Here is an 18,234-nt window from a genome sequence, read left to right on the forward strand (position 1 = left end):
GCGCATCCCCAACAAAAAGTTGAGCGGTGGCAGACGATTCGGTTCACTGCCCGGCATAAGGCGCCTTGGCGGCGCTCTTGAGAAGTTTCTGAGAAGTCTGGGAGGAAAAGACAGATGAAATTCCTGACAACAGCCGCGACAGCAGTTGCTCTGACTGTGACGGCAACTGCCGGTATGGCAGCGTGTGACGATGGTGAGATCGTGGTGAAGTTCGCTCATGTGACGAACACCGACAAGCACCCCAAGGGTATTGCAGCGTCGCTGCTTGAGCAGCGTGTGAACGATGAAATGAATGGCGTCATGTGTATGGAGGTTTTCCCGAACTCGACCCTCTATAATGACGACAAGGTCCTTGAGGCTATGTTGCAGGGCGATGTTCAGCTGGCTGCGCCGTCGCTGTCCAAGTTTGAAAAATTCACCAAGCAATTCCGGTTGTTTGACCTGCCGTTCATGTTCAAGAACATCGATGCAGTGGATGCGTTCCAAGCTTCGGCCGACGGTCAGGCCATGAAGGACAGCATGCAGCGCCGCGGTCTGCAGGGATTGGCGTTCTGGCACAATGGCATGAAGCAGATGTCCGCCAACAAGCCACTGGAAACACCGGCAGATGCTAATGGCCTGAAGTTCCGCGTGCAGTCGTCGGACGTGCTGGTCGCGCAAATGGAAGCGATCGGTGGTAGCCCGCAAAAGATGGCGTTCTCGGAAGTGTATGGCGCACTGCAGCAGGGTGTTGTGGACGGCCAGGAAAACACCTGGTCGAACATCTATGGCAAGAAGTTCTTCGAGGTGCAGGACGGTATCACCGAAACCAACCACGGTATTATCGACTATCTGGTCGTGACCTCGGTTGACTGGCTGGACAGCCTGGACCCCGAAGTGCGCGATCAATTCCTGACGATCTTGGGTGAAGTCACCGAGACGCGTAACAAAGAAGCCTTTGCAGTCAACGAAGCGGCCAAGCAGTCGGTTATCGACGCTGGTGGCACCATCCGTGAATTGAACGCTGAACAGCGTCAGGCTTGGGTCGATGCCATGAAGCCTGTTTGGGACAAATTCGCCGGTGATGTAGGCCAAGACAAAATCGACGCCGCTCAGGCGATCAACGCCGGGTTCTGATCCGGATCGCCGCGCGTCGGGGGACTGGGGAGTTATCGACGCGCAGGCCGGGCGGGCCGCATCAGGCCCGCCCCAATCAATCATCCTAAAAATGTGGGGACAGAGAGATGTCTGGTGCGAATCCCGGCCAAGGCGGGCTGATCGACCATATCGAGGAAACCCTGATCGCGGTGTTGCTTGGCCTGATGACGGCTGTGACGTTTGCCAACGTGATCGCGCGGTTTGCCTTTAATTCCAATATCCTGTGGGCACTTGAAATGACCGTGTTCATGTTCGGGTGGCTGGTGCTGCTTGGCGCGTCTTATGCGGTCAAGAAACATGCGCATCTGGGCGTTGATGCGATCCTGAACATGTTGCCACCTGCACCGCGCCGCATGCTGGCTCTGATCGCGGTGGCTTGCTGTCTGGTCTTTTCGTTGCTGTTGCTGAAGGGGTCGTATGACTATTGGGCTGTGTTTGCGGATCTGCCACCCACGTCGGGGCGCTGGTTCCCAACCGGGTTTGATACCGGGGCGCGCAGTCAGAGTTTTTATGAGGTTGACGATATTCCGATGGTCGCGCCGCTGCGCTTTCTGGAAGACCTGATCAACTATGGTGAAGGGTACGAGAAAATCCCAAAGGTCATTCCGTATCTGGTGCTGCCCGTATCCATGCTGTTGCTGGTGATCCGGTTTACGCAAGCCGCCATTCAAATCTGGCGCGGAGAGGCCGACCGCCTTGTCGCCAGCCACGAAGTCGAGGACGAGATCGAAGAAGTCCGCGCACAACAAGGGGTGCATGACTAATGGACGTCGTTCTTCTTTTCTCAATGGTCATTGGCCTGCTGCTGATCGGTGTTCCGATTGCGGTGGCGCTTGGCCTCAGTTCGACCCTGTTCCTGCTGATCTATTCCGACAGCTCTCTGGCCTCGGTCGCGGGCACACTGTTTGAGGCATTCGAGGGCCATTTCACCCTGTTGGCGATCCCGTTCTTCATTCTGGCCTCGTCCTTCATGACGACGGGCGGTGTGGCGCGGAGGATCATCCGGTTCTCGATTGCCTGTGTGGGGCATCTTCCGGGTGGTTTGGCGATTGCGGGCGTGTTTGCCTGTATGTTGTTTGCGGCGCTGTCGGGGTCGTCCCCGGCGACCGTGGTTGCCATCGGCTCCATCGTGATCGCGGGCATGCGTCAGGTGGGGTATTCCAAGGAATTCGCCGCTGGTGTGATCTGCAACGCTGGTACTCTGGGCATCCTGATCCCGCCGTCGATCGTGATGGTCGTCTATGCGGCCGCCGTTGAGGTGTCCGTCGGGCGCATGTTCCTTGCAGGCGTTATTCCAGGCCTGATGGCGGGTCTGATGCTGATGATCACCATCTATGTCATGGCCAAGGTAAAGAACCTGCCCAAAGGCGATTGGAAAGGGTGGGGCGAGATCTTTGCCTCGGCGCGCGAAGCCGGATGGGGCCTGTTCCTGATCGTCATCATTCTGGGTGGTATCTATGGCGGTATCTTCACTCCGACCGAGGCGGCAGCCGTCGCTGCGGTGTACTCTTTCCTGATTGCCAGCTTTGTCTACAAAGATATGGGGCCGCTCAGCACCGAAGAGGGACAGCAGAACCTGCCTTTGATCAAAAAGCCTTATGCGCTGGTAACCGCGTTCTTTCACCCGGACACCAAGCATACGCTGTTCGAGGCCGGCAAGCTGACTGTCACGCTGCTGTTCGTGATCGCCAACGCACTGATCCTGAAACACGTTCTGACGGACGAGCAAGTGCCACAGCATATCGCTAGCGCAATGTTGTCGGCAGGTCTGGGTCCTGTGACTTTCCTGATCGTGGTGAACGTGATCCTTCTGATCGGTGGTCAGTTCATGGAGCCCTCGGGCCTGCTGGTAATCGTCGCGCCGCTGGTGTTCCCGATTGCCATCGAGCTGGGAATCGACCCAATCCATCTGGGCATCATCATGGTGGTCAACATGGAGATCGGGATGATCACACCTCCGGTCGGCTTGAACCTGTTCGTGACCTCGGGTGTGGCCGGTATGCCGATGATGAGCGTCGTGAAGGCGGCGCTGCCTTTCCTGGCGGTTCTGTTCGTCTTCCTGATCATGGTCACGTATATCCCATGGATATCGACCTTCTTGCCCAACACCTTCATGGGGCCAGAGATCATAACGAACTAAAGAAAAAGGCCGGATCCTCTTGGGACCGGCCTTTCTTCTTACGCGCTGTATTTCTGTAAATACGTCTCAACCCAGCCAATGCTGCCAAAGCCACGGCGGCGCTTCGTTCCCCATTCCCCGACATTCTGCCCCACCAGCTCATGCGCTTTCGGGTTTCCGTTCAAGATAGCGATTTTAGGGCGTTTTGGCAGGTTGCGGTACTTTCGGAAAATCAGATTGAACGGCCAATAGGGGACCAGGTGTATTATACCGATACACCAATCGTTCGGGTAGCACCGACGTCGCCACGCCCGTCCTGAGATATAGTCCTGATCATTCTTGTAAGCCTTCAGGTCGCGGGCCGCGTCAAAGTTCTCATACAGGTGGAACTGCTGCTTGGGTATAAATCCGACCACAGAAGAATTCCCGCGCGTGACCAGGTTCATAAGCCCCGGAACACGATCCCAGAACGCTGCGGGTATCGCACGCCACACGAAGGCGCGAAACTTAGGCATAAGGTAAAGCCCGCCGCGTTCACGTACGCTGAGCAACAAAGGCGTGAGTTCACCGGTTACTAAGAGATCGAGGTCAAGGAACAGCGCTGTTTCGTAGCCTTACACAATCCGTCTGTCGAACATAAGCAATTTGGGCCATTTGCCGTGAACCCATTCCGACTAATCCAATTGGGGAAAGGACAGGGCGTGCGTCTTGATGGCGGGATCAAGCCCGGTGGTGTCATCTGTGATGCAAATGAAGTCATGGTCTACGGGCAAATGATCCCGGACAGCCGCGAACAGCATGTTGACATCATGCGCACTGAACGGCGTACCCCATTTCATGCACAGGACACAGGCTTTGCCAGAGGTTTCCGTCATCAGGTTTCCATCCGTTTGGTTGCGGCCACCGCGCGACTTCAAGTTTGCGGTGAAAAAATGCGATTTCTGCATCTTTAGTGGCGGGATGTGACGGTCAGGCTGCAGTTTTGTGAAAGAAATGCTCTTGAATGAGGAATTTTTAGTGCCCAGATTGAGGGCCGAGGACGACCTCATCTAAACCTGTGTATCGTTCGGGACGACTCGAAGATATGAGAGGTGTCCCAATGCCTTGGATTTTTCTTCTGTTCGCCGGTGTTCTCGAGATTGGCTGGGCTGTTGCCATGAAGCAATCTGCCGGTTTCACCCGTCTTTGGCCTACAGCCATTATGGGTGTTTTCATGGTCGCATCGTTCGGACTTTTGGCTTTGGCAATGCGTGATCTGCCACTTGGCACAGCCTACACGATTTGGACCGGAATTGGGGCCATCGGTGCTTTTGCCGTTGGCGTTGTTTTTCTGGGCGAGGCCGTGACAGCCCCGCGCCTTATCGCAGCCGCCCTGATTGTGGCCGGTCTGGTAACGATGAAACTGGCGTAGTCTCAGGCGTTCTGCAATGCGTCGATAATGCCGGAAAAGTCGTCAGCCTTAAGGCTGGCGCCACCTACCAAGGCACCGTCCACGTTGGACACGGCAAAGATATCCGCCGCATTGCCGGGCTTGACCGAGCCGCCGTAAAGCAGCCGGACGGACCGCCCCACGCCTTCGCCAAACCGCCGTTCCAGACGCGCACGGATAAAGTCGTGGACTTCTCCGATTTCGTCCAATGTGGGAACTTTTCCGGTGCCGATGGCCCAAATGGGTTCATAGGCCACGATCAGGTTCTCGCCGGTGGATTGGTCCGGGATCGAGCCCGACATCTGGCCGCCAATGATGTCCAGCGTGTTGGCCGCTTCCCGCTGTTCAAGGCTTTCACCGACGCAGATGATGGCCTTTAGGCCAGCATCCATAACCGCACGCGCTTTGGCGCGAACATCTTCGTTCTGTTCGGCGTGATCTTCGCGCCGTTCAGAGTGGCCAAGGATCACCATTGATGCCCCGGCGTCCATCAGCATCTGGGCGCTTATGTCGCCAGTATGCGCACCGGATGACGCGGTATGACAGTCCTGACCGCCGATCATGATCCCGGCTTCACCTACCGTTTGCGCAGCACGGTGTATCAGCGTTGCGGGTGGACAAATCAGCACATCAACTGATGGGGAAGGGTAGGTCCTTGACAGCGCCTCCAACTCGGCTAAATCCGCAGCCGTTCCGTTCATCTTCCAATTCCCTGCCGCAAGCTTGCGCCGCATCATAGGATCCCCCATTTAAGCTATTGTTTGCACATCGGATAGCACCGTGCGGACATACTGACAATTCTGGTTGCGGATTAGCTGCCAAAACGGCACAACTCACGCGCAATTTCCGAGGCCCTCATGATCAACAACCTGGACCTAGAAAAACTGGACCGACGCGAGCCCGATGAGTTGGCCCGCCTGCTGCACGCAATCGGTGAGGTGGGTTTCCTGACTGTGTCCAATACAGGCTTGGATGCATCACGGTGCACGTCGGTCATTGAAGCCTATCGAAAGTTCTTTCACTTACCCGAGGCCCAGAAAGCGCGCGTTGATATGGCTAAGACGGGGGCAAACCGAGGGTGGGGCGCTTCGCAATCCGAACAGGTCGACCCGAATGCCAACCCCGACTTTAAAGAGGTTTTTGACTGCGGATACGAACTACCAGCAGGAAACCTCTATGCAGCCAAGGACCTGAGCGTTTATGCGCCGAACCAATGGCCCAAGGCGCCGGCCGGCTTCCAAGATACCATCCAGACCTACTACACCGACGCCAGTGCAGTCGCGATGCGCGTTCTAAGGGCAATCGCTGTGGCCCTGGGGCGAGATGCAGCCAGCTTCGACAGCGCATTTGAAACGCCCATGGCCCTGCTGCGCGGCAATTACTACCCTCAGCGCCCCGTCTGGGCAGGGCATCAGGATTTTGGAATCGGCGCACATACCGATTATGGGTGCCTGACACTGTTGGCCACAGATGGAACCGCTGGGCTAGAGGTTCAAATGCCTGACGGAAAATGGGAACCGGCCGAAGCCCGACCCGGAACCTTCATTATCAACTTTGGTGAAATGCTGGAATTCTGGACCGACGGTCGGGTCAAAGCCACGTTGCACCGGGTGGTAGGAGGGTCTGAGGAACGGATCTCGGTGCCGCTGTTCTTCAATCCGTCCTACGACACAAATGTTGCTCCGCCGAATTCAGACAAGGTTATTCGTGCCGGAGAACACCTGACGACGCGGTTCAACGAAACCTATGTTCACCTGAAAGAAGCGTCTTAACGCTGGGCCGAGAGCGTTTCGTCAAACTTGATCGACTCGCCACAACCGCAGGCATCGACAACGTTAGGGTTGCGGAACTTGAAGCCGGATTCCAGCAGCGAAACCTCATAGTCGATCTCGGTTCCGAACAGAAACATCTGTGCCATAGGGGCGATCATCACCCGTGCGCCATCCTGTTCTACGACCTCGTCATTGGCATCGGCTTCGTCCACGTAGTCCATGGTGTATTCCATGCCTGCGCAGCCACCTTTCTTGACACCGATGCGCAGCCCGGCATGTCCACCTGATTTCATCAGGCTTACAATCTGGGTCGCAGCTTTCGGTGTGATCGTCACCGCTTGTTTGCCGGGAATGCCGAACATAGTGGTCTCCGTTGTCGCGCGTTATCTCCAATTTAGTGCTTAGGTGAAACAGTCTCAAGACATAGCAGCCGTGCTTACCTAACTTTTCCAGTAAGGTTGCCGTCAGACGGAACCCATGCTTGCGTTCAGACAATGGGTCGGCCTAGCCTGCGAACAGGGTATGGCAGTGGATAACGAAAGGTGCATGGACATGCATAAACTCTCCAAGGTGTTGAAGGCGGGCCTGTTTATCTCGATTGCAATAGTGGTCGCAGGCGTTGCATCCGCAGCTGTGGACGGCAAGCGGCACCCGGTAAACTGTGCGACGGCCGAAGGCGACTTACGCGCCATCGCAGCAGAAAAGAAACATGCACAGGACCAGCAAGTTGAAAGTGTCGTGTCGATATTGCCCGCAGGTGCGTTGTTGGGGCTGGTGACCGGGACGGAGAAGAAGCGGTTATCAATGCTTTCAGGCGACTACGTAAAAGCGCTGGACGAAAGGGCTGCCGAGATCAGGTCAACCTGCGACGTCAAATAAAAAAACCGCCCGGTCAGAGGGGCGGTTTTTCAGCAAGATATCAGGTCGTGCTTACATGAAGCCCAGCTCTAAACGGGCTTCGTCTGACATCATCTCCATTCCCCAGGGGGGTTCCCAAGTTAGTTCGACATCGACTTCCTTGACGCCCGCAACCGGCTCGACAGCTTCGACGATCCAGCCGGGCATTTCGCCTGCTACCGGGCAACCCGGTGCAGTCAGGGTCATGATCACTTTCACCGCGTTCTCGCCGGAAATGTCGATGGTATAGATCAAACCCAGATCATAGATGTTAACTGGAATTTCAGGGTCATAGACTGACCGGCAGGCCTCGACCACTGCGTCATACAGGGGGTGCTCAATTGTCGAAGGCGCAATCAATGGCGTGCCTTCAAACTGTTCGCTGGGGTGAGTCATTCGTGCCTCGGGTCTGTTTCCTGAGCTTTTATATAGGGAAAGCTATGGGCAGCGTCCAGAGGTGGCGTGGTGCCCAAAGCGGGCACCAGTGGGTTCATTCGTTGATGTCGTGCCGAAAGGTCTTCACTTGACCGTGGGGCAGGGCGAACATCCGTCGCAGGACCAGCCATGCTATCAGCGACAATGCAGCAAAGATCAGCAGCAGAACCGGCAGGGATGGCGCCACACCTGGGATGATCAGCAACAACCCAGTGATCGCCGCGCCGATTGCGAAGCCCAGAAAGATGAATCCCGGCAGCACAATCTCGAGGATGCCGAGGGCCAATGCCCCCGCCAACCAAATCCACCATGTCAGCCAGAACGGGTCTGCCATTACTTGCCTCCCTTCAGCATCTTAAAGGCATCGCCAAACGCTTCCAAGGCATTTGCAGGCACAACGATTGTCTGCGAACCATTGCCAGCGCCCAGCGCGTTCAGCGCTTCGACTTGTTTCAACGCAACCTGGTATTGCGCGGCCTCGATACCATTGTCCTGAATGGCCCTGGCCACAACACCGGTGGCATAAGCTTCGGCTTCAGCTTCAATACGACGAGCTTTGGCGGTTTGCTCGGCCGCATACAGCTCGGCGTCGGCGTTTAATTCGACCGCACGTTTTTGACCCTCGGCCTCGGTGACCTGTGCCCGACGGGCGCGTTCGGCGTTCAACTGCTGCAACATCGCATCGCGCGTCGCCTGATCCAGATTCACATCCAGAATCTCGGCACGGGTCACTTCGATGCCCCAGTCATCCACGGCAGTTTCCACACTTTCCTGAATGCGGTTGATCAACTGTGCACGGTTCGACTGAACCTCATCCAGGTCCATTTTGCCGATCTCGGCCCGGACGATCCCAGCCACAGTGGTGGCAATCGCACCATCTACGTCGCGGATGCGGTAGACGGTCTTTTCAGGCTCAAGAATGCGGTAAAAGACCGAGGTGTCGATTTGCACCAACACGTTGTCCTTAGTAATCGCGTCTTGCGTCGCATTGGGCAATTGGCGTTCCAGAATGGATATCTTGTGACGTGCAACATCAAGAAACGGAACAATAAAGTTGATACCTGGCCCAAGGACCGAGTGCAGGCGGCCAAAGCGTTCAATCACGTATTTTTCCGACTGAGGCACGATCTTAATGCCCTTGAAGATAACAACGACAATCAGAACGGCGCCAAGAACGAAAATGATGTTCGACGAAAGCAATCCTATAATCTGGTCTTCGGTCATATCTGTCCTCTCATTATTGTGTACTATAGTATACATTTAGGGGTTGACTTGCCCAATTTCAAGTCAGGTATGGCGGGTATAGGATTAGATTCAAATCTATGAACGTTCGGATGTAAGGGGGAAATTTCCGAATGTGGCCGCTTTGCATCCCTTGGTGATTGCGCTATCGGACGTGCATGAAACTTATTATCGACACCGATCCCGGCATCGACGACGCCATGGCCATATCTTATGCGGCGGCGGCCTCGGAAATTGATCTATTGGGGCTGACCACCGTTTTCGGCAACACGCATGTCCACCAATCCAGCCGAAATGCGCGTTACCTTTTGCATCGACTGGCTGTAGAAGCACCGGTCGCCGAAGGTGCGCCTTTCGCGCTGGGTAGGACCGATCACGCGCCATCCGAGCGTGTTCACGGTCCCGAAGGCTTTGGTGACTTGACGGATATTCCAGAGGTAGGGACGAACCATTCGCTGGACGCCGCCGCATTCCTTGTGGAAATGGCGAAAGCGCATCGTGGTGAATTGGTGGTCTGTGCCGTGGGACCGCTGACCAACATCGCTGCGGCAATGCGCTTGGACCCCGAGTTTTCACGCAACATCAAGCGGTTGGTCATTATGGGTGGGGCCGTGTTTTGCCCAGGTAACATTACCGAACACGCCGAGGCTAACATTTACCACGACGCTGCAGCAGCGGATGAGGTGTTCTCTTCGCCTCCGGATACTGTTCTGGTCGGCTTAGATGTCACGCTTAAAACCCTTTACGAAACCGCCGATTTCGAAGCGTTGGCGAGACGATCTACGGATATTGGCGGGTTCTTGCGGGATATCTCTCGGTTCTATCTCAATTTCTACAAGGAAATTGGGGGTCTTGAGGGGTGTGGGCTCCACGACTCCACGGCTGTGATCGCCTGTACGCATGATGGGATGTTCGACATGGTTGAGACCGGGGTAAAAGTTACCACAATTGGCTCTGAAATCGGTGCCACGCGCCCCGACCCCTCTCGCCCGCCAATCCGAGTTTGCCGCGATGTGGATGGGGCAGGGGTTGTGCAGCTGTTTACCGAGCGCGTCGCCTCTCTTCCTTGACGGGTTGCATTGGGCGCGCGGATCGGGCAAACGCTGCCCGGTTCAGCGACCCCGAGGCACCGAATGACCGAACGTTTCTCTTTTGACCTGAAGGCCACCGATGGCAAAGCCAGAACCGGAGTAATCCACACTCCGCGTGGTGAAGTGCGTACTCCGGCCTTCATGCCGGTCGGAACGGCGGCGACGGTCAAGGCGATGATGCCGGAAAGCGTACGTGCGACGGGTGCGGACATTCTGCTGGGCAACACCTATCACCTGATGTTGCGTCCCACCGCCGAGCGGATCGACCGTTTGGGCGGGTTGCACAAATTCATGAATTGGGATCGTCCGATTTTGACGGATTCGGGCGGCTTTCAGGTCATGTCGCTTGCCGGGTTGCGCAAGTTGACCGAAAAGGGTGTAACGTTCAAATCCCATGTTGACGGCTCCAAGCACGAGTTGACGCCGGAACGGTCGATGGAGATTCAGCGGCTTTTGGGCTCGGATATTGTTATGTGCTTTGACGAATGCCCTGCGTTGCCTGCTGACCGAGACCGGATTGCCTCGTCCATGCGGCTGTCGATGCGATGGGCGCAGAGATCCCGTGATGCCTTTGGCGACCGTCCGGGCCATGCGCTGTTCGGCATTCAGCAAGGCGGGCTAGAGCAGGATTTCCGCGAAGAATCTGCTGAAGCGTTGAAGGAAATCGGCTTTGAAGGTTACGCCGTCGGTGGACTGGCCGTAGGTGAAGGGCAAGAGGCCATGTTCGATGTTCTGGACTTTGCGCCGGATATGCTGCCGGTCGACAAGCCGCGCTACCTCATGGGTGTTGGCAAACCTGATGATATCGTTGGCGCAGTCGCTCGCGGTATTGACATGATGGACTGTGTTCTGCCCTCGCGTTCCGGCCGAACAGGGCAGGTGTTTACGCGGTATGGTGTGGTGAACATCAAAAACGCCCGTCACGCCGACGATCCGCGACCGCTGGACGAGCAATGCAAATGCCCGGCTTGCTCGAATTATTCCCGCGCGTATCTTCACCACGTGTTCCGTTCGAACGAGATGATCTCGGGGATGCTGCTAACGTGGCACAATCTGCATTATTTCCAGGATATCATGCAGGGAATGCGCGACGCTATTGCAACTGGAACATTCGAGGCATGGCAGGCCAAGTTCCACGCGCAGCGCGCACAGGGCGATATTGAACCGATTTGATGCCGCACATTGCGTCAGTTGTGTTAAAATCGGTGGATATTCCGGCGCGGTGCCTTGCAGTCCGAAAAACCTCGGGTCATTCTGGATCACGACATACAGCGATGAGGTTGAAATGGGGTATTTGAACCCCACCTTAATCGTCCAAACAGGAGACGGTCGGGCGTTGCCTTAATAGGGACCAGTACCGTCTTGCCAATGATAAGGATTGAGCATGCAAGAGCCTCTGAATTCCTCATACCCGGTGCTTCCGCTGCGCGATATTGTGGTTTTTCCACATATGATCGTGCCGCTGTTCGTGGGTCGGGAAAAATCTGTTCGCGCACTGGAAGAAGTGATGCAGGACGACAAGCAGATTTTGCTGTCCAGCCAGATTGACCCAGGTGACGATGATCCCGCGATTGATGGGATTTACCGGTCGGGTGTGCTGGCCAATGTTCTGCAACTGCTTAAATTGCCCGACGGCACCGTGAAAGTGCTGGTCGAAGGTCAGGCGCGGGTGCAGATCACCGAATTTTTGGAAAACGAAGATTTCTTCGAAGCTCGTGCCGAATATCTGACCGAGATTCCCGGTGACGTGACGACGACCGAGGCGCTGCTGCGCACCGTCGCGGATGAGTTCGAGCGTTACGCCAAAGTCCGCAAGAACATCCCCGAAGAAGCGCTGACCGCCGTTGGTGAAACCACCGAGCCTGCCAAGCTGGCCGACCTGGTTTCGGGCCATCTGGGCATTGAGGTTGAGCAAAAGCAGGAACTGCTTGAGACGCTCTCGGTTAGTGAGCGGCTGGAAAAGGTCTATGGCCTCATGCAGGGCGAGATGTCGGTTCTGCAGGTCGAGAAAAAGATCAAGACCCGCGTCAAATCCCAGATGGAGAAAACGCAGCGCGAATATTACCTGAATGAGCAGATGAAAGCCATTCAGAAGGAACTTGGCGATGGCGAGGACGGCAGCAATGAAGTTGCCGAACTGGAAGAGAAAATCGCCGAGACCAAGCTGTCGAAAGAAGCGCGTGAAAAGGCCGAAGGTGAGCTGAAGAAGCTCAAGAACATGTCGCCCATGTCGGCCGAAGCCACCGTGGTGCGCAACTATCTGGACTGGATTCTGGCACTGCCGTGGGGCACCAAATCCCGCGTCAAGAAGGATCTGGGACGCGCGCAGGACATTCTGGATGCCGATCACTACGGCCTTGAAAAGGTCAAGGAACGGATCGTCGAGTACCTTGCGGTTCAGCAGCGTTCGAAAAAGCTGAAGGGCCCGATCTTGTGCCTTGTTGGCCCTCCGGGTGTGGGTAAAACGTCTTTGGGTAAGTCGGTCGCCAAAGCCACGGGGCGCGAGTTCATTCGCATCTCGTTGGGCGGTGTGCGCGACGAATCCGAAATCCGCGGCCACCGTCGGACTTATATCGGGTCGATGCCCGGTAAGATCATTCAGGCGCTGAAAAAGGCAAAAACCACGAACCCGCTGATCTTGCTCGATGAAATTGACAAGATGGGGCAGGATTTCCGTGGCGACCCGGCTTCTGCCATGCTTGAGGTGTTGGACCCGGAACAGAACAGCACGTTCATGGACCACTATCTTGAGGTCGAATATGACCTGTCCAACGTGATGTTTCTGACCACGTCGAACAGCTATAATATGCCCGGGCCTCTGCTGGACCGGATGGAGATCATCCCGCTGGCTGGCTATACCGAGGAAGAGAAATCCGAGATCGCCAAGCAGCACCTGATCAGCAAGCAGGTCAAGAACCACGGCCTGAAGGCTAAGGAATTTGAGCTGACCGATGACGCGCTGCAATCCATTATCCGCACCTATACCCGCGAGGCAGGCGTGCGGAATCTGGAACGCGAGATCGCCAAGGTTGCCCGGAAGTCGCTGACCAAGATCATCAAGAAAGAGGCTGAATCCGTTACGGTGACGCCAGACAATCTGGATGATTTCCTAGGCGTACCCAAGTTCCGGTACGGCTTGGCCGAGCAGGATGATCAGGTCGGTGTTGTCACTGGTCTGGCATGGACCTCTGTTGGTGGCGATTTGTTGCACATCGAGGCGCTGAAACTGCCGGGTAAAGGTCGGATGAAGACCACTGGTAAGTTGGGCGATGTGATGAAAGAATCCATCGACGCGGCCTCGTCCTATGTGCGGTCAATCTCGCCGCAGATCGGTGTTAAGCCGCCGAAGTTTGACACGTTGGATATCCATGTACACGTGCCGGATGGGGCGACGCCAAAGGATGGGCCTTCGGCAGGTCTGGCGATGGTCACATCGATCGTTTCCGTGCTGACAGGTATTCCGGTGCGCAAGGACATCGCCATGACCGGCGAAGTTTCGTTGCGCGGTAATGCGATGCCGATTGGTGGTTTGAAGGAGAAACTGCTGGCAGCTCTGCGTGGTGGCATCAAAACGGTTCTGATCCCCGAGGAAAACGAAAAGGATCTGGCCGATATTCCGGATAACGTGAAGGAAGGGCTAGAGATCATCCCGGTCACGCATGTCTCGGAAGTGCTGAAACAGGCTTTGGTCAGCGAACCAGAGCCGATTGAGTGGGACGAAGCGGCCGAGGAAGCCGCTGCTGCTTCGGCTAAGGCTTCTGATAATTCGGCGGCTTCTGCAACGACACACTAAATTGAGAATGCTGTGGAAAGGGCGGAGTGAAAACTCCGCCCTTTTTCTATTTGGATTACCAAAGCCCTGGGGCCTTTTTATGAATCGCTAAAAGGAAGAATGGTGGGTGATAAGAGATTTGAACTCCTGACATCTTCGATATGTAATCGCCTATCAAGACCTAGTAGTTAGAGAAGACCATACCCAATAACATCAATGGGTTATGTCTGTCCTAACTGGACCCTCCATACATCCAATACTAGATGTTGTTGTACATAAACCCACACAGGACAATTTGCCTTCCTTGAGATGAGTCAAAAGGAAAAAGGTCAGCGAAACCAAACCTCAACACCTCTTTTTTTGTGGAAAGCCGACACTGACTAGCGGACGTTTGGTTGCGAAGATGGTTGATGAAGATCAGCCTGAAACTGGTGTCCGCACACTTCTATCGTGATCTTCAACAAAGCTAGTTGGTAAGCCTTCAACATTTAGGACAGTCTCGCCCTCTCAACGATATGCACGCTAGTCGGGTGTACACAACATTTGTGGTCTGATTGGCGTTGCTCGCGTAACGGCTATGGCATTCAGTTTTCCAGACGTCTGGTGCCTGAAAAAGCGTGTGTTCGGATATTGAGCCTATAAAGGAGGAAGTTCCCCTAAATCTTTCCTCTCTTTTTGAAACCGCCCAATACGGAAAAAGTATGCGCAAAACAAACAACGACGTAACACGTCTACTTCGACACACATTCAACAAAGCCCGGTTTGCTTCGTTAGATCGGTCTACGGTATCCGAAGCATCGAAGAACTTTGTATCCGAGTTGGTAAACCGAACTATTGCTTATGAAGCGCAATACCACCCCCGAAAACGTGCCAGACGACAGAACGACTTGGACAACTTCAAATTGGCAGTTGGAGCGTTGGCTGCCGATCTAATCAAGCACAGCGCGAATGAGGCCGCCAAAGGCTACATGTATCGACCAGCCGACAAAGACGAACTTGCACAGACGTTAGTCAGCAGTGACACTCTGACCAAACTTCGGAAATACTGGGGAGACATGGGGCTGATGGAAGAAACTGGCTTTGTACATTCCCGAGCTTCGATTGACGACGGAGACCACAACACAACGTACAGAAAAGCGCGGAGGTTCAGAGCCACACCAGCTCTGTTGGAACTGGCCCAGAGCGACCAACTCACAGCGGCCAACATCTCGGAGCATTTCGAACGCAGTCACAGACACGCCAACGTAGTGCAGGTTCGTGGGACCAAAGACAGCAACTATGCCATTCCAGAACGGGGAAAGCTCATCAAACAGAGTGGCACCAAGTTTCAGCAACGCAGAGCCGAAGTTGAGTCCTTGAACAGGCATTTAGCTTGCCACAGGTTCAACCTGTCGGATCAACCGATGCTCAGGCGTATCTTCAACTGCGGAGACCGGGAAGGCTTCGACTTCAATCTAGGAGGCCGCTTCTACTGTGCCTCTGACGACGATTGGATGCAGATGCCGAAGGAAGTACGGAAAGCCATTCTGATTGATGGTGAACCAACGTGTGAAATTGATGTTTCTTCCAGTCAGCTATCCATTTTGTACGCAATCCAAGGTGAGACCCTCGCCTATGATCCCGATCCTTATCAGATCGACGGGATATCGAGAGAGGTCACAAAACGGATCATTGTCGCCTCTATCGGGCGGGGCAAGCCCCCATCCCGCTGGCCGAGGTCTTTCAACGACGACTTCATTTCCGAACATGGCTACCACCCTAGGGATCGGTACAAGCTGAAGGACGTTGTTTCGTTGATCTTGGCCCGACACCCGGTTTTGTCCAGTCTCGAACCCGAAAAACTGGATTGGGCTATTTTGCAGTTTGAAGAAGCAGAGTGTTTTCTAAAAGCAATGCAGTGCCTCTATGAGTTGCAAGACATACCGTCCCTTCCGGTTCATGACAGTCTGATCGTGAAGCAACGGGATCATGAATTGGCGTCAACTGTGCTGAAGGATGAGTATAAAGAACGGTTGGGCTTCATCCCTCAAGTGAAGATGACCTTGGACAGTGGTTTTGCCATGGCCGCCTAGGGGCTATTTGAGGCTACCTTAAGTAGTCCAGTAGGTAAGGTACTTTATTGGGAGGGGGTACTATCCCCCTTATTGCAAGTCATCCGACACGTTGTCCTATAAGAAGTATCTTAGGCATTACTCTGAAGCGTAAGGACAGAAATGCTGTCACTGAGAACTTCGGGTTGCCTGAGCGTGTCTGAGACCTGAGCCCATCGGAATGACTGAGAAGCGGACGAAACTGACACCGTTTCAGCCGAACAAGCGTTCTCCGCCTAAGTGATCTAGACTAATCGTTCGATATATGGCGCAATTCTGATGCTAAAGAACTTCGGTCTTTGGTGACACTGACTGACATACATCTTTGAAACTGCTAAGCGGTGTGACAACGTTTAGCTATACTGCAAAACTGTGTGCTACTTTGCAGGCTTCAACCATGAATTTCATTAGGAGAAGACATGCTAACTAAACTTCTTGCGTCTGCATTTTTCTTGATTTTGCCCGCGCTCAGTTTTGCTCAAACAGCTGAGCGCAGCGTGACCATCGAAGCCGATGCGACAGTTAAGTCGGTTGACCCGGACACTCGACTTATCGTGCTGCAAAACTCAGAGACAGGCGAAGAAGAGACCATTGTTGCAGGAGCGGAAGTCGTAAACTTCGACCAAATTGAAGAAGGCGACAAGGTCAAAGCGGTTTACACACTGGGGGTAGCTGCAAACATGGCATTCCCCGGTGAGGTTGACAGTATGGTTGAATTGGAAGGCCGGGCGGCAGAGGGATCAACACCGGGCGTAGCCGCTGGAACGATGGTCACGTTAATTCTGACTTTTGTTTCCTTCGACGCCGCGAATTCAATAGCCACTGTGACGGACAGCAGCGGCACAGAACAAATGATCGAGGTTGAAACAGAAGTTGGTCGTGAGTTTGTTGAGCAACTTAGCCAGGGAGACAGAGTAGCTCTGAGCTTCACGGAAGGTCTTGCTGTGGGAATTGTCGAAGAATAGGTGTCTGCAGCGCAGCCTCATCAGGCGTACGTCTTGAGATTGTTATATCGCCACCGTTGGAACAACTTGTCCAACCGCTTCCAGCGCCCCAACGAAGCCCACAGTTTTATCGTTGTGGCCGTTGTGGGGGCACGTTTGGTACAGTCGTTCCATGCGGAAATATGCAAAACAAGAATTCGTGTGGACCACAAATAACTTCGCCGCATTGCCGAAATTGACCTATTAACCAATTATGCCGCCTCTGCGGCGATTTCGACTGGTAACTGTGTCTTCGCGACCCGTTTTATCAGTGTGTACATGTGGCGCAACTGCTCAATAAAAGTCATCAGTAGTCGAACACGCTCCAAGTACCGGGGTTCGTCGATGTTTAGTCGCTTGGCGTGCCTTTCGAATAGCTGGTCGGAAAGGGTTCTAATATCGTCTTTGAGCAAGAGCACTTCTTGGGCAGAGCGTTCGTCACTATTCCCCACAGCCTGGACTGCGAGTTCAAGACTTTCTCTCACACAAGTCCAAAGACCCTGCACCATATCTCGCGTTGTTTCACTACTTTCGGAAAAATCGCCATCGATGAAGATTTTGAGCAACCCAACCATATCCGCCTCAACGATGTCAGCTGCGCTCTCGATATTCATAATCGCGGCGACAAGTTGCTGATGGGTATCGCTCTCGCTTTCCGTGAGTGAGTTTTGTCGTATTCGACCAAGATACTTCATGATTTCTGAACTTAGAATGTCCACTTCGTCGTCACGCTTTGCGACCGCATCCAACGCTCCTCTTTCGTAGCGTTGAGCCCCTTCACCCAACGCGTCCATCATTTCCAAGGCGATATGTCCGGCCCGCTCAATCTCTCTTCTGGCGTTTTCAAGTGCGATCGTGGGCGCTTCCAGCGCCGCGTCATCGAGGAATTCGGACTTAATGATTTTATCCATTGGCTCAGGTCGATCTGGGACCAGTCTTTCCGCGAGGCGCGCGAAGGCCGTTGTGAAACCAATAAATATCATAGTGTTGAGGACATTGAACATGGTGTTGGCATTTGCGATCTGCCGAGGAACCTCCGCCGCAAGTTTGTCTTTTCCAACCAGACCTTCCGCAGCGGCGGGCGAAACACTTACGGCTATGTCCGCAAGAATGCTCAGAAACGGAAGCCAAATTATGACGCCTGCAATATTGAACAAGACATGGACAACAGATGCGCGAACCGCTTCGACTGGCTTGCCAAGTGCCGCAAGCAAAGCGGTGACACAGGTCCCGATATTGGCTCCTAAGGCCAAAACTATCCCGGCCT

19 protein-coding genes are annotated in these 18,234 nt (G+C 54.4%); 11 read left to right on the forward strand and 8 right to left on the reverse strand.

Annotated elements, in window-relative coordinates:
* Positions 1-114 precede the first annotated feature (114 nt).
* The 3 genes from ACR0DX_RS21700 to ACR0DX_RS21710 all read left to right on the forward strand — a co-directional run bounded on the left by ACR0DX_RS21700 (position 115) and on the right by ACR0DX_RS21710 (position 3,277).
* Positions 115-1,116, forward strand: a complete 1,002-nt coding sequence (locus ACR0DX_RS21700) for a DctP family TRAP transporter solute-binding subunit (protein WP_170354021.1) — start codon at positions 115-117, stop codon at positions 1,114-1,116.
* 107 nt (positions 1,117-1,223) lie between these two features.
* On the forward strand, positions 1,224-1,901 hold the full coding sequence (locus ACR0DX_RS21705) for a TRAP transporter small permease (RefSeq protein WP_170354023.1): 678 nt from the start codon (positions 1,224-1,226) through the stop codon (positions 1,899-1,901).
* A complete protein-coding gene (locus ACR0DX_RS21710; protein WP_170354025.1) occupies positions 1,901-3,277 on the forward strand; it encodes a TRAP transporter large permease in 1,377 nt (458 codons plus the stop codon). Before ACR0DX_RS21705 ends, ACR0DX_RS21710 begins: the two co-directional genes overlap by 1 nt.
* Positions 3,278-3,315: 38 nt before the next feature.
* Here ACR0DX_RS21710 and ACR0DX_RS21715 read toward each other — a convergent pair whose 3' ends face one another.
* Positions 3,316-3,771 carry a hypothetical protein gene (locus tag ACR0DX_RS21715; protein WP_170354027.1) on the reverse strand — a complete coding sequence of 152 codons (456 nt, stop codon included), beginning with the start codon at positions 3,769-3,771 and terminating at the stop codon, positions 3,316-3,318.
* 159 nt (positions 3,772-3,930) lie between these two features.
* The gene (locus tag ACR0DX_RS21720; protein ID WP_170354029.1) at positions 3,931-4,203 is read right to left on the reverse strand and encodes a hypothetical protein; all 273 of its coding nucleotides are present in this window, start codon (positions 4,201-4,203) and stop codon (positions 3,931-3,933) included.
* A 152-nt stretch (positions 4,204-4,355) separates the two neighbouring features.
* Between ACR0DX_RS21720 and ACR0DX_RS21725 the strand changes: the two genes are divergently transcribed.
* Positions 4,356-4,667, forward strand: coding sequence for a DMT family transporter (locus tag ACR0DX_RS21725; RefSeq protein ID WP_170354031.1), 312 nt, complete (start codon positions 4,356-4,358; stop codon positions 4,665-4,667).
* 2 nt (positions 4,668-4,669) lie between these two features.
* On the opposite strand, the gene tpiA is transcribed toward ACR0DX_RS21725, so the two are convergent.
* Entirely contained in the window at positions 4,670-5,419 is a 750-nt protein-coding gene (tpiA, locus tag ACR0DX_RS21730; protein ID WP_170354032.1) for a triose-phosphate isomerase, read from the reverse strand.
* A gap of 123 nt (positions 5,420-5,542) precedes the next feature.
* Between tpiA and ACR0DX_RS21735 the strand changes: the two genes are divergently transcribed.
* Positions 5,543-6,457 (forward strand): isopenicillin N synthase family oxygenase, encoded by a 915-nt coding sequence (locus ACR0DX_RS21735; RefSeq protein ID WP_170354035.1) that lies wholly within the window; start codon positions 5,543-5,545, stop codon positions 6,455-6,457.
* Here ACR0DX_RS21735 and ACR0DX_RS21740 read toward each other — a convergent pair.
* Positions 6,454-6,819 carry a HesB/IscA family protein gene (locus ACR0DX_RS21740; protein ID WP_170354037.1) on the reverse strand — a complete coding sequence of 122 codons (366 nt, stop codon included), beginning with the start codon at positions 6,817-6,819 and terminating at the stop codon, positions 6,454-6,456. The two genes, ACR0DX_RS21735 and ACR0DX_RS21740, sit on opposite strands and share 4 nt — an antisense overlap.
* 190 nt (positions 6,820-7,009) lie before the next feature.
* Between ACR0DX_RS21740 and ACR0DX_RS21745 the strand changes: the two genes are divergently transcribed.
* Entirely contained in the window at positions 7,010-7,336 is a 327-nt protein-coding gene (locus ACR0DX_RS21745; RefSeq protein WP_234899467.1) for a hypothetical protein, read from the forward strand.
* Between the two features lie 51 nt (positions 7,337-7,387).
* Here ACR0DX_RS21745 and ACR0DX_RS21750 read toward each other — a convergent pair whose 3' ends face one another.
* From ACR0DX_RS21750 to ACR0DX_RS21760, 3 genes are all read right to left on the reverse strand, one after another.
* Positions 7,388-7,750 (reverse strand): SUF system Fe-S cluster assembly protein, encoded by a 363-nt coding sequence (locus ACR0DX_RS21750; protein ID WP_170354039.1) that lies wholly within the window; start codon positions 7,748-7,750, stop codon positions 7,388-7,390.
* Between the two features lie 94 nt (positions 7,751-7,844).
* Positions 7,845-8,123 carry an NfeD family protein gene (locus tag ACR0DX_RS21755; RefSeq protein ID WP_170354040.1) on the reverse strand — a complete coding sequence of 93 codons (279 nt, stop codon included), beginning with the start codon at positions 8,121-8,123 and terminating at the stop codon, positions 7,845-7,847.
* On the reverse strand, positions 8,123-9,013 hold the full coding sequence (locus ACR0DX_RS21760) for an SPFH domain-containing protein (protein ID WP_170354041.1): 891 nt from the start codon (positions 9,011-9,013) through the stop codon (positions 8,123-8,125). The genes ACR0DX_RS21755 and ACR0DX_RS21760 overlap by 1 nt, the downstream gene beginning before the upstream one ends.
* A 176-nt stretch (positions 9,014-9,189) precedes the next feature.
* Between ACR0DX_RS21760 and ACR0DX_RS21765 the strand changes: the two genes are divergently transcribed.
* The 5 genes from ACR0DX_RS21765 to ACR0DX_RS21785 all read left to right on the forward strand — a co-directional run bounded on the left by ACR0DX_RS21765 (position 9,190) and on the right by ACR0DX_RS21785 (position 16,949).
* A complete protein-coding gene (locus ACR0DX_RS21765; RefSeq protein ID WP_170354042.1) occupies positions 9,190-10,101 on the forward strand; it encodes a nucleoside hydrolase in 912 nt (303 codons plus the stop codon).
* Between the two features lie 63 nt (positions 10,102-10,164).
* Positions 10,165-11,295: a tRNA guanosine(34) transglycosylase Tgt gene (gene tgt, locus ACR0DX_RS21770; RefSeq protein ID WP_170354043.1), complete on the forward strand. Its 1,131-nt coding sequence runs from the start codon at positions 10,165-10,167 to the stop codon at positions 11,293-11,295.
* Between the two features lie 211 nt (positions 11,296-11,506).
* Positions 11,507-13,915, forward strand: a complete 2,409-nt coding sequence (gene lon, locus ACR0DX_RS21775; protein WP_170527130.1) for an endopeptidase La — start codon at positions 11,507-11,509, stop codon at positions 13,913-13,915.
* Positions 13,916-14,595: 680 nt separating this feature from the next.
* A complete protein-coding gene (locus ACR0DX_RS21780; protein WP_170354045.1) occupies positions 14,596-15,966 on the forward strand; it encodes a hypothetical protein in 1,371 nt (456 codons plus the stop codon).
* Between the two features lie 437 nt (positions 15,967-16,403).
* The gene (locus tag ACR0DX_RS21785; RefSeq protein WP_170354046.1) at positions 16,404-16,949 is read left to right on the forward strand and encodes a hypothetical protein; all 546 of its coding nucleotides are present in this window, start codon (positions 16,404-16,406) and stop codon (positions 16,947-16,949) included.
* A gap of 230 nt (positions 16,950-17,179) precedes the next feature.
* Here the strand turns inward: ACR0DX_RS21785 and ACR0DX_RS21790 are convergent.
* Positions 17,180-18,234, reverse strand: a 1,055-nt coding sequence (locus ACR0DX_RS21790) for a Na/Pi cotransporter family protein (protein WP_480847375.1), incomplete at its 5' end; no start/stop codon positions are given.

The organism is Ruegeria sp. D3 (assembly GCF_056534465.1).

Bases quoted from the DNA above. Each gene is read 5' to 3' on its own strand.
- ACR0DX_RS21700 (WP_170354021.1), top strand. From the start codon at position 115: ATGAAATTCCTGACAACAGCCGCGACAGCAGTTGCTCTGACTGTGACG.
- ACR0DX_RS21705 (WP_170354023.1), top strand. From the start codon at position 1,224: ATGTCTGGTGCGAATCCCGGCCAAGGCGGGCTGATCGACCATATCGAG.
- ACR0DX_RS21710 (WP_170354025.1), top strand. From the start codon at position 1,901: ATGGACGTCGTTCTTCTTTTCTCAATGGTCATTGGCCTGCTGCTGATC.
- ACR0DX_RS21715 (WP_170354027.1), bottom strand. From the start codon at position 3,771: ATGCCTAAGTTTCGCGCCTTCGTGTGGCGTGCGATACCCGCAGCGTTC.
- ACR0DX_RS21720 (WP_170354029.1), bottom strand. From the start codon at position 4,203: ATGCAGAAATCGCATTTTTTCACCGCAAACTTGAAGTCGCGCGGTGGC.
- ACR0DX_RS21725 (WP_170354031.1), top strand. From the start codon at position 4,356: ATGCCTTGGATTTTTCTTCTGTTCGCCGGTGTTCTCGAGATTGGCTGG.
- tpiA (WP_170354032.1), bottom strand. From the start codon at position 5,419: ATGCGGCGCAAGCTTGCGGCAGGGAATTGGAAGATGAACGGAACGGCT.
- ACR0DX_RS21735 (WP_170354035.1), top strand. From the start codon at position 5,543: ATGATCAACAACCTGGACCTAGAAAAACTGGACCGACGCGAGCCCGAT.
- ACR0DX_RS21740 (WP_170354037.1), bottom strand. From the start codon at position 6,819: ATGTTCGGCATTCCCGGCAAACAAGCGGTGACGATCACACCGAAAGCT.
- ACR0DX_RS21745 (WP_234899467.1), top strand. From the start codon at position 7,010: ATGCATAAACTCTCCAAGGTGTTGAAGGCGGGCCTGTTTATCTCGATT.
- ACR0DX_RS21750 (WP_170354039.1), bottom strand. From the start codon at position 7,750: ATGACTCACCCCAGCGAACAGTTTGAAGGCACGCCATTGATTGCGCCT.
- ACR0DX_RS21755 (WP_170354040.1), bottom strand. From the start codon at position 8,123: ATGGCAGACCCGTTCTGGCTGACATGGTGGATTTGGTTGGCGGGGGCA.
- ACR0DX_RS21760 (WP_170354041.1), bottom strand. From the start codon at position 9,013: ATGACCGAAGACCAGATTATAGGATTGCTTTCGTCGAACATCATTTTC.
- ACR0DX_RS21765 (WP_170354042.1), top strand. From the start codon at position 9,190: ATGAAACTTATTATCGACACCGATCCCGGCATCGACGACGCCATGGCC.
- tgt (WP_170354043.1), top strand. From the start codon at position 10,165: ATGACCGAACGTTTCTCTTTTGACCTGAAGGCCACCGATGGCAAAGCC.
- lon (WP_170527130.1), top strand. From the start codon at position 11,507: ATGCAAGAGCCTCTGAATTCCTCATACCCGGTGCTTCCGCTGCGCGAT.
- ACR0DX_RS21780 (WP_170354045.1), top strand. From the start codon at position 14,596: ATGCGCAAAACAAACAACGACGTAACACGTCTACTTCGACACACATTC.
- ACR0DX_RS21785 (WP_170354046.1), top strand. From the start codon at position 16,404: ATGCTAACTAAACTTCTTGCGTCTGCATTTTTCTTGATTTTGCCCGCG.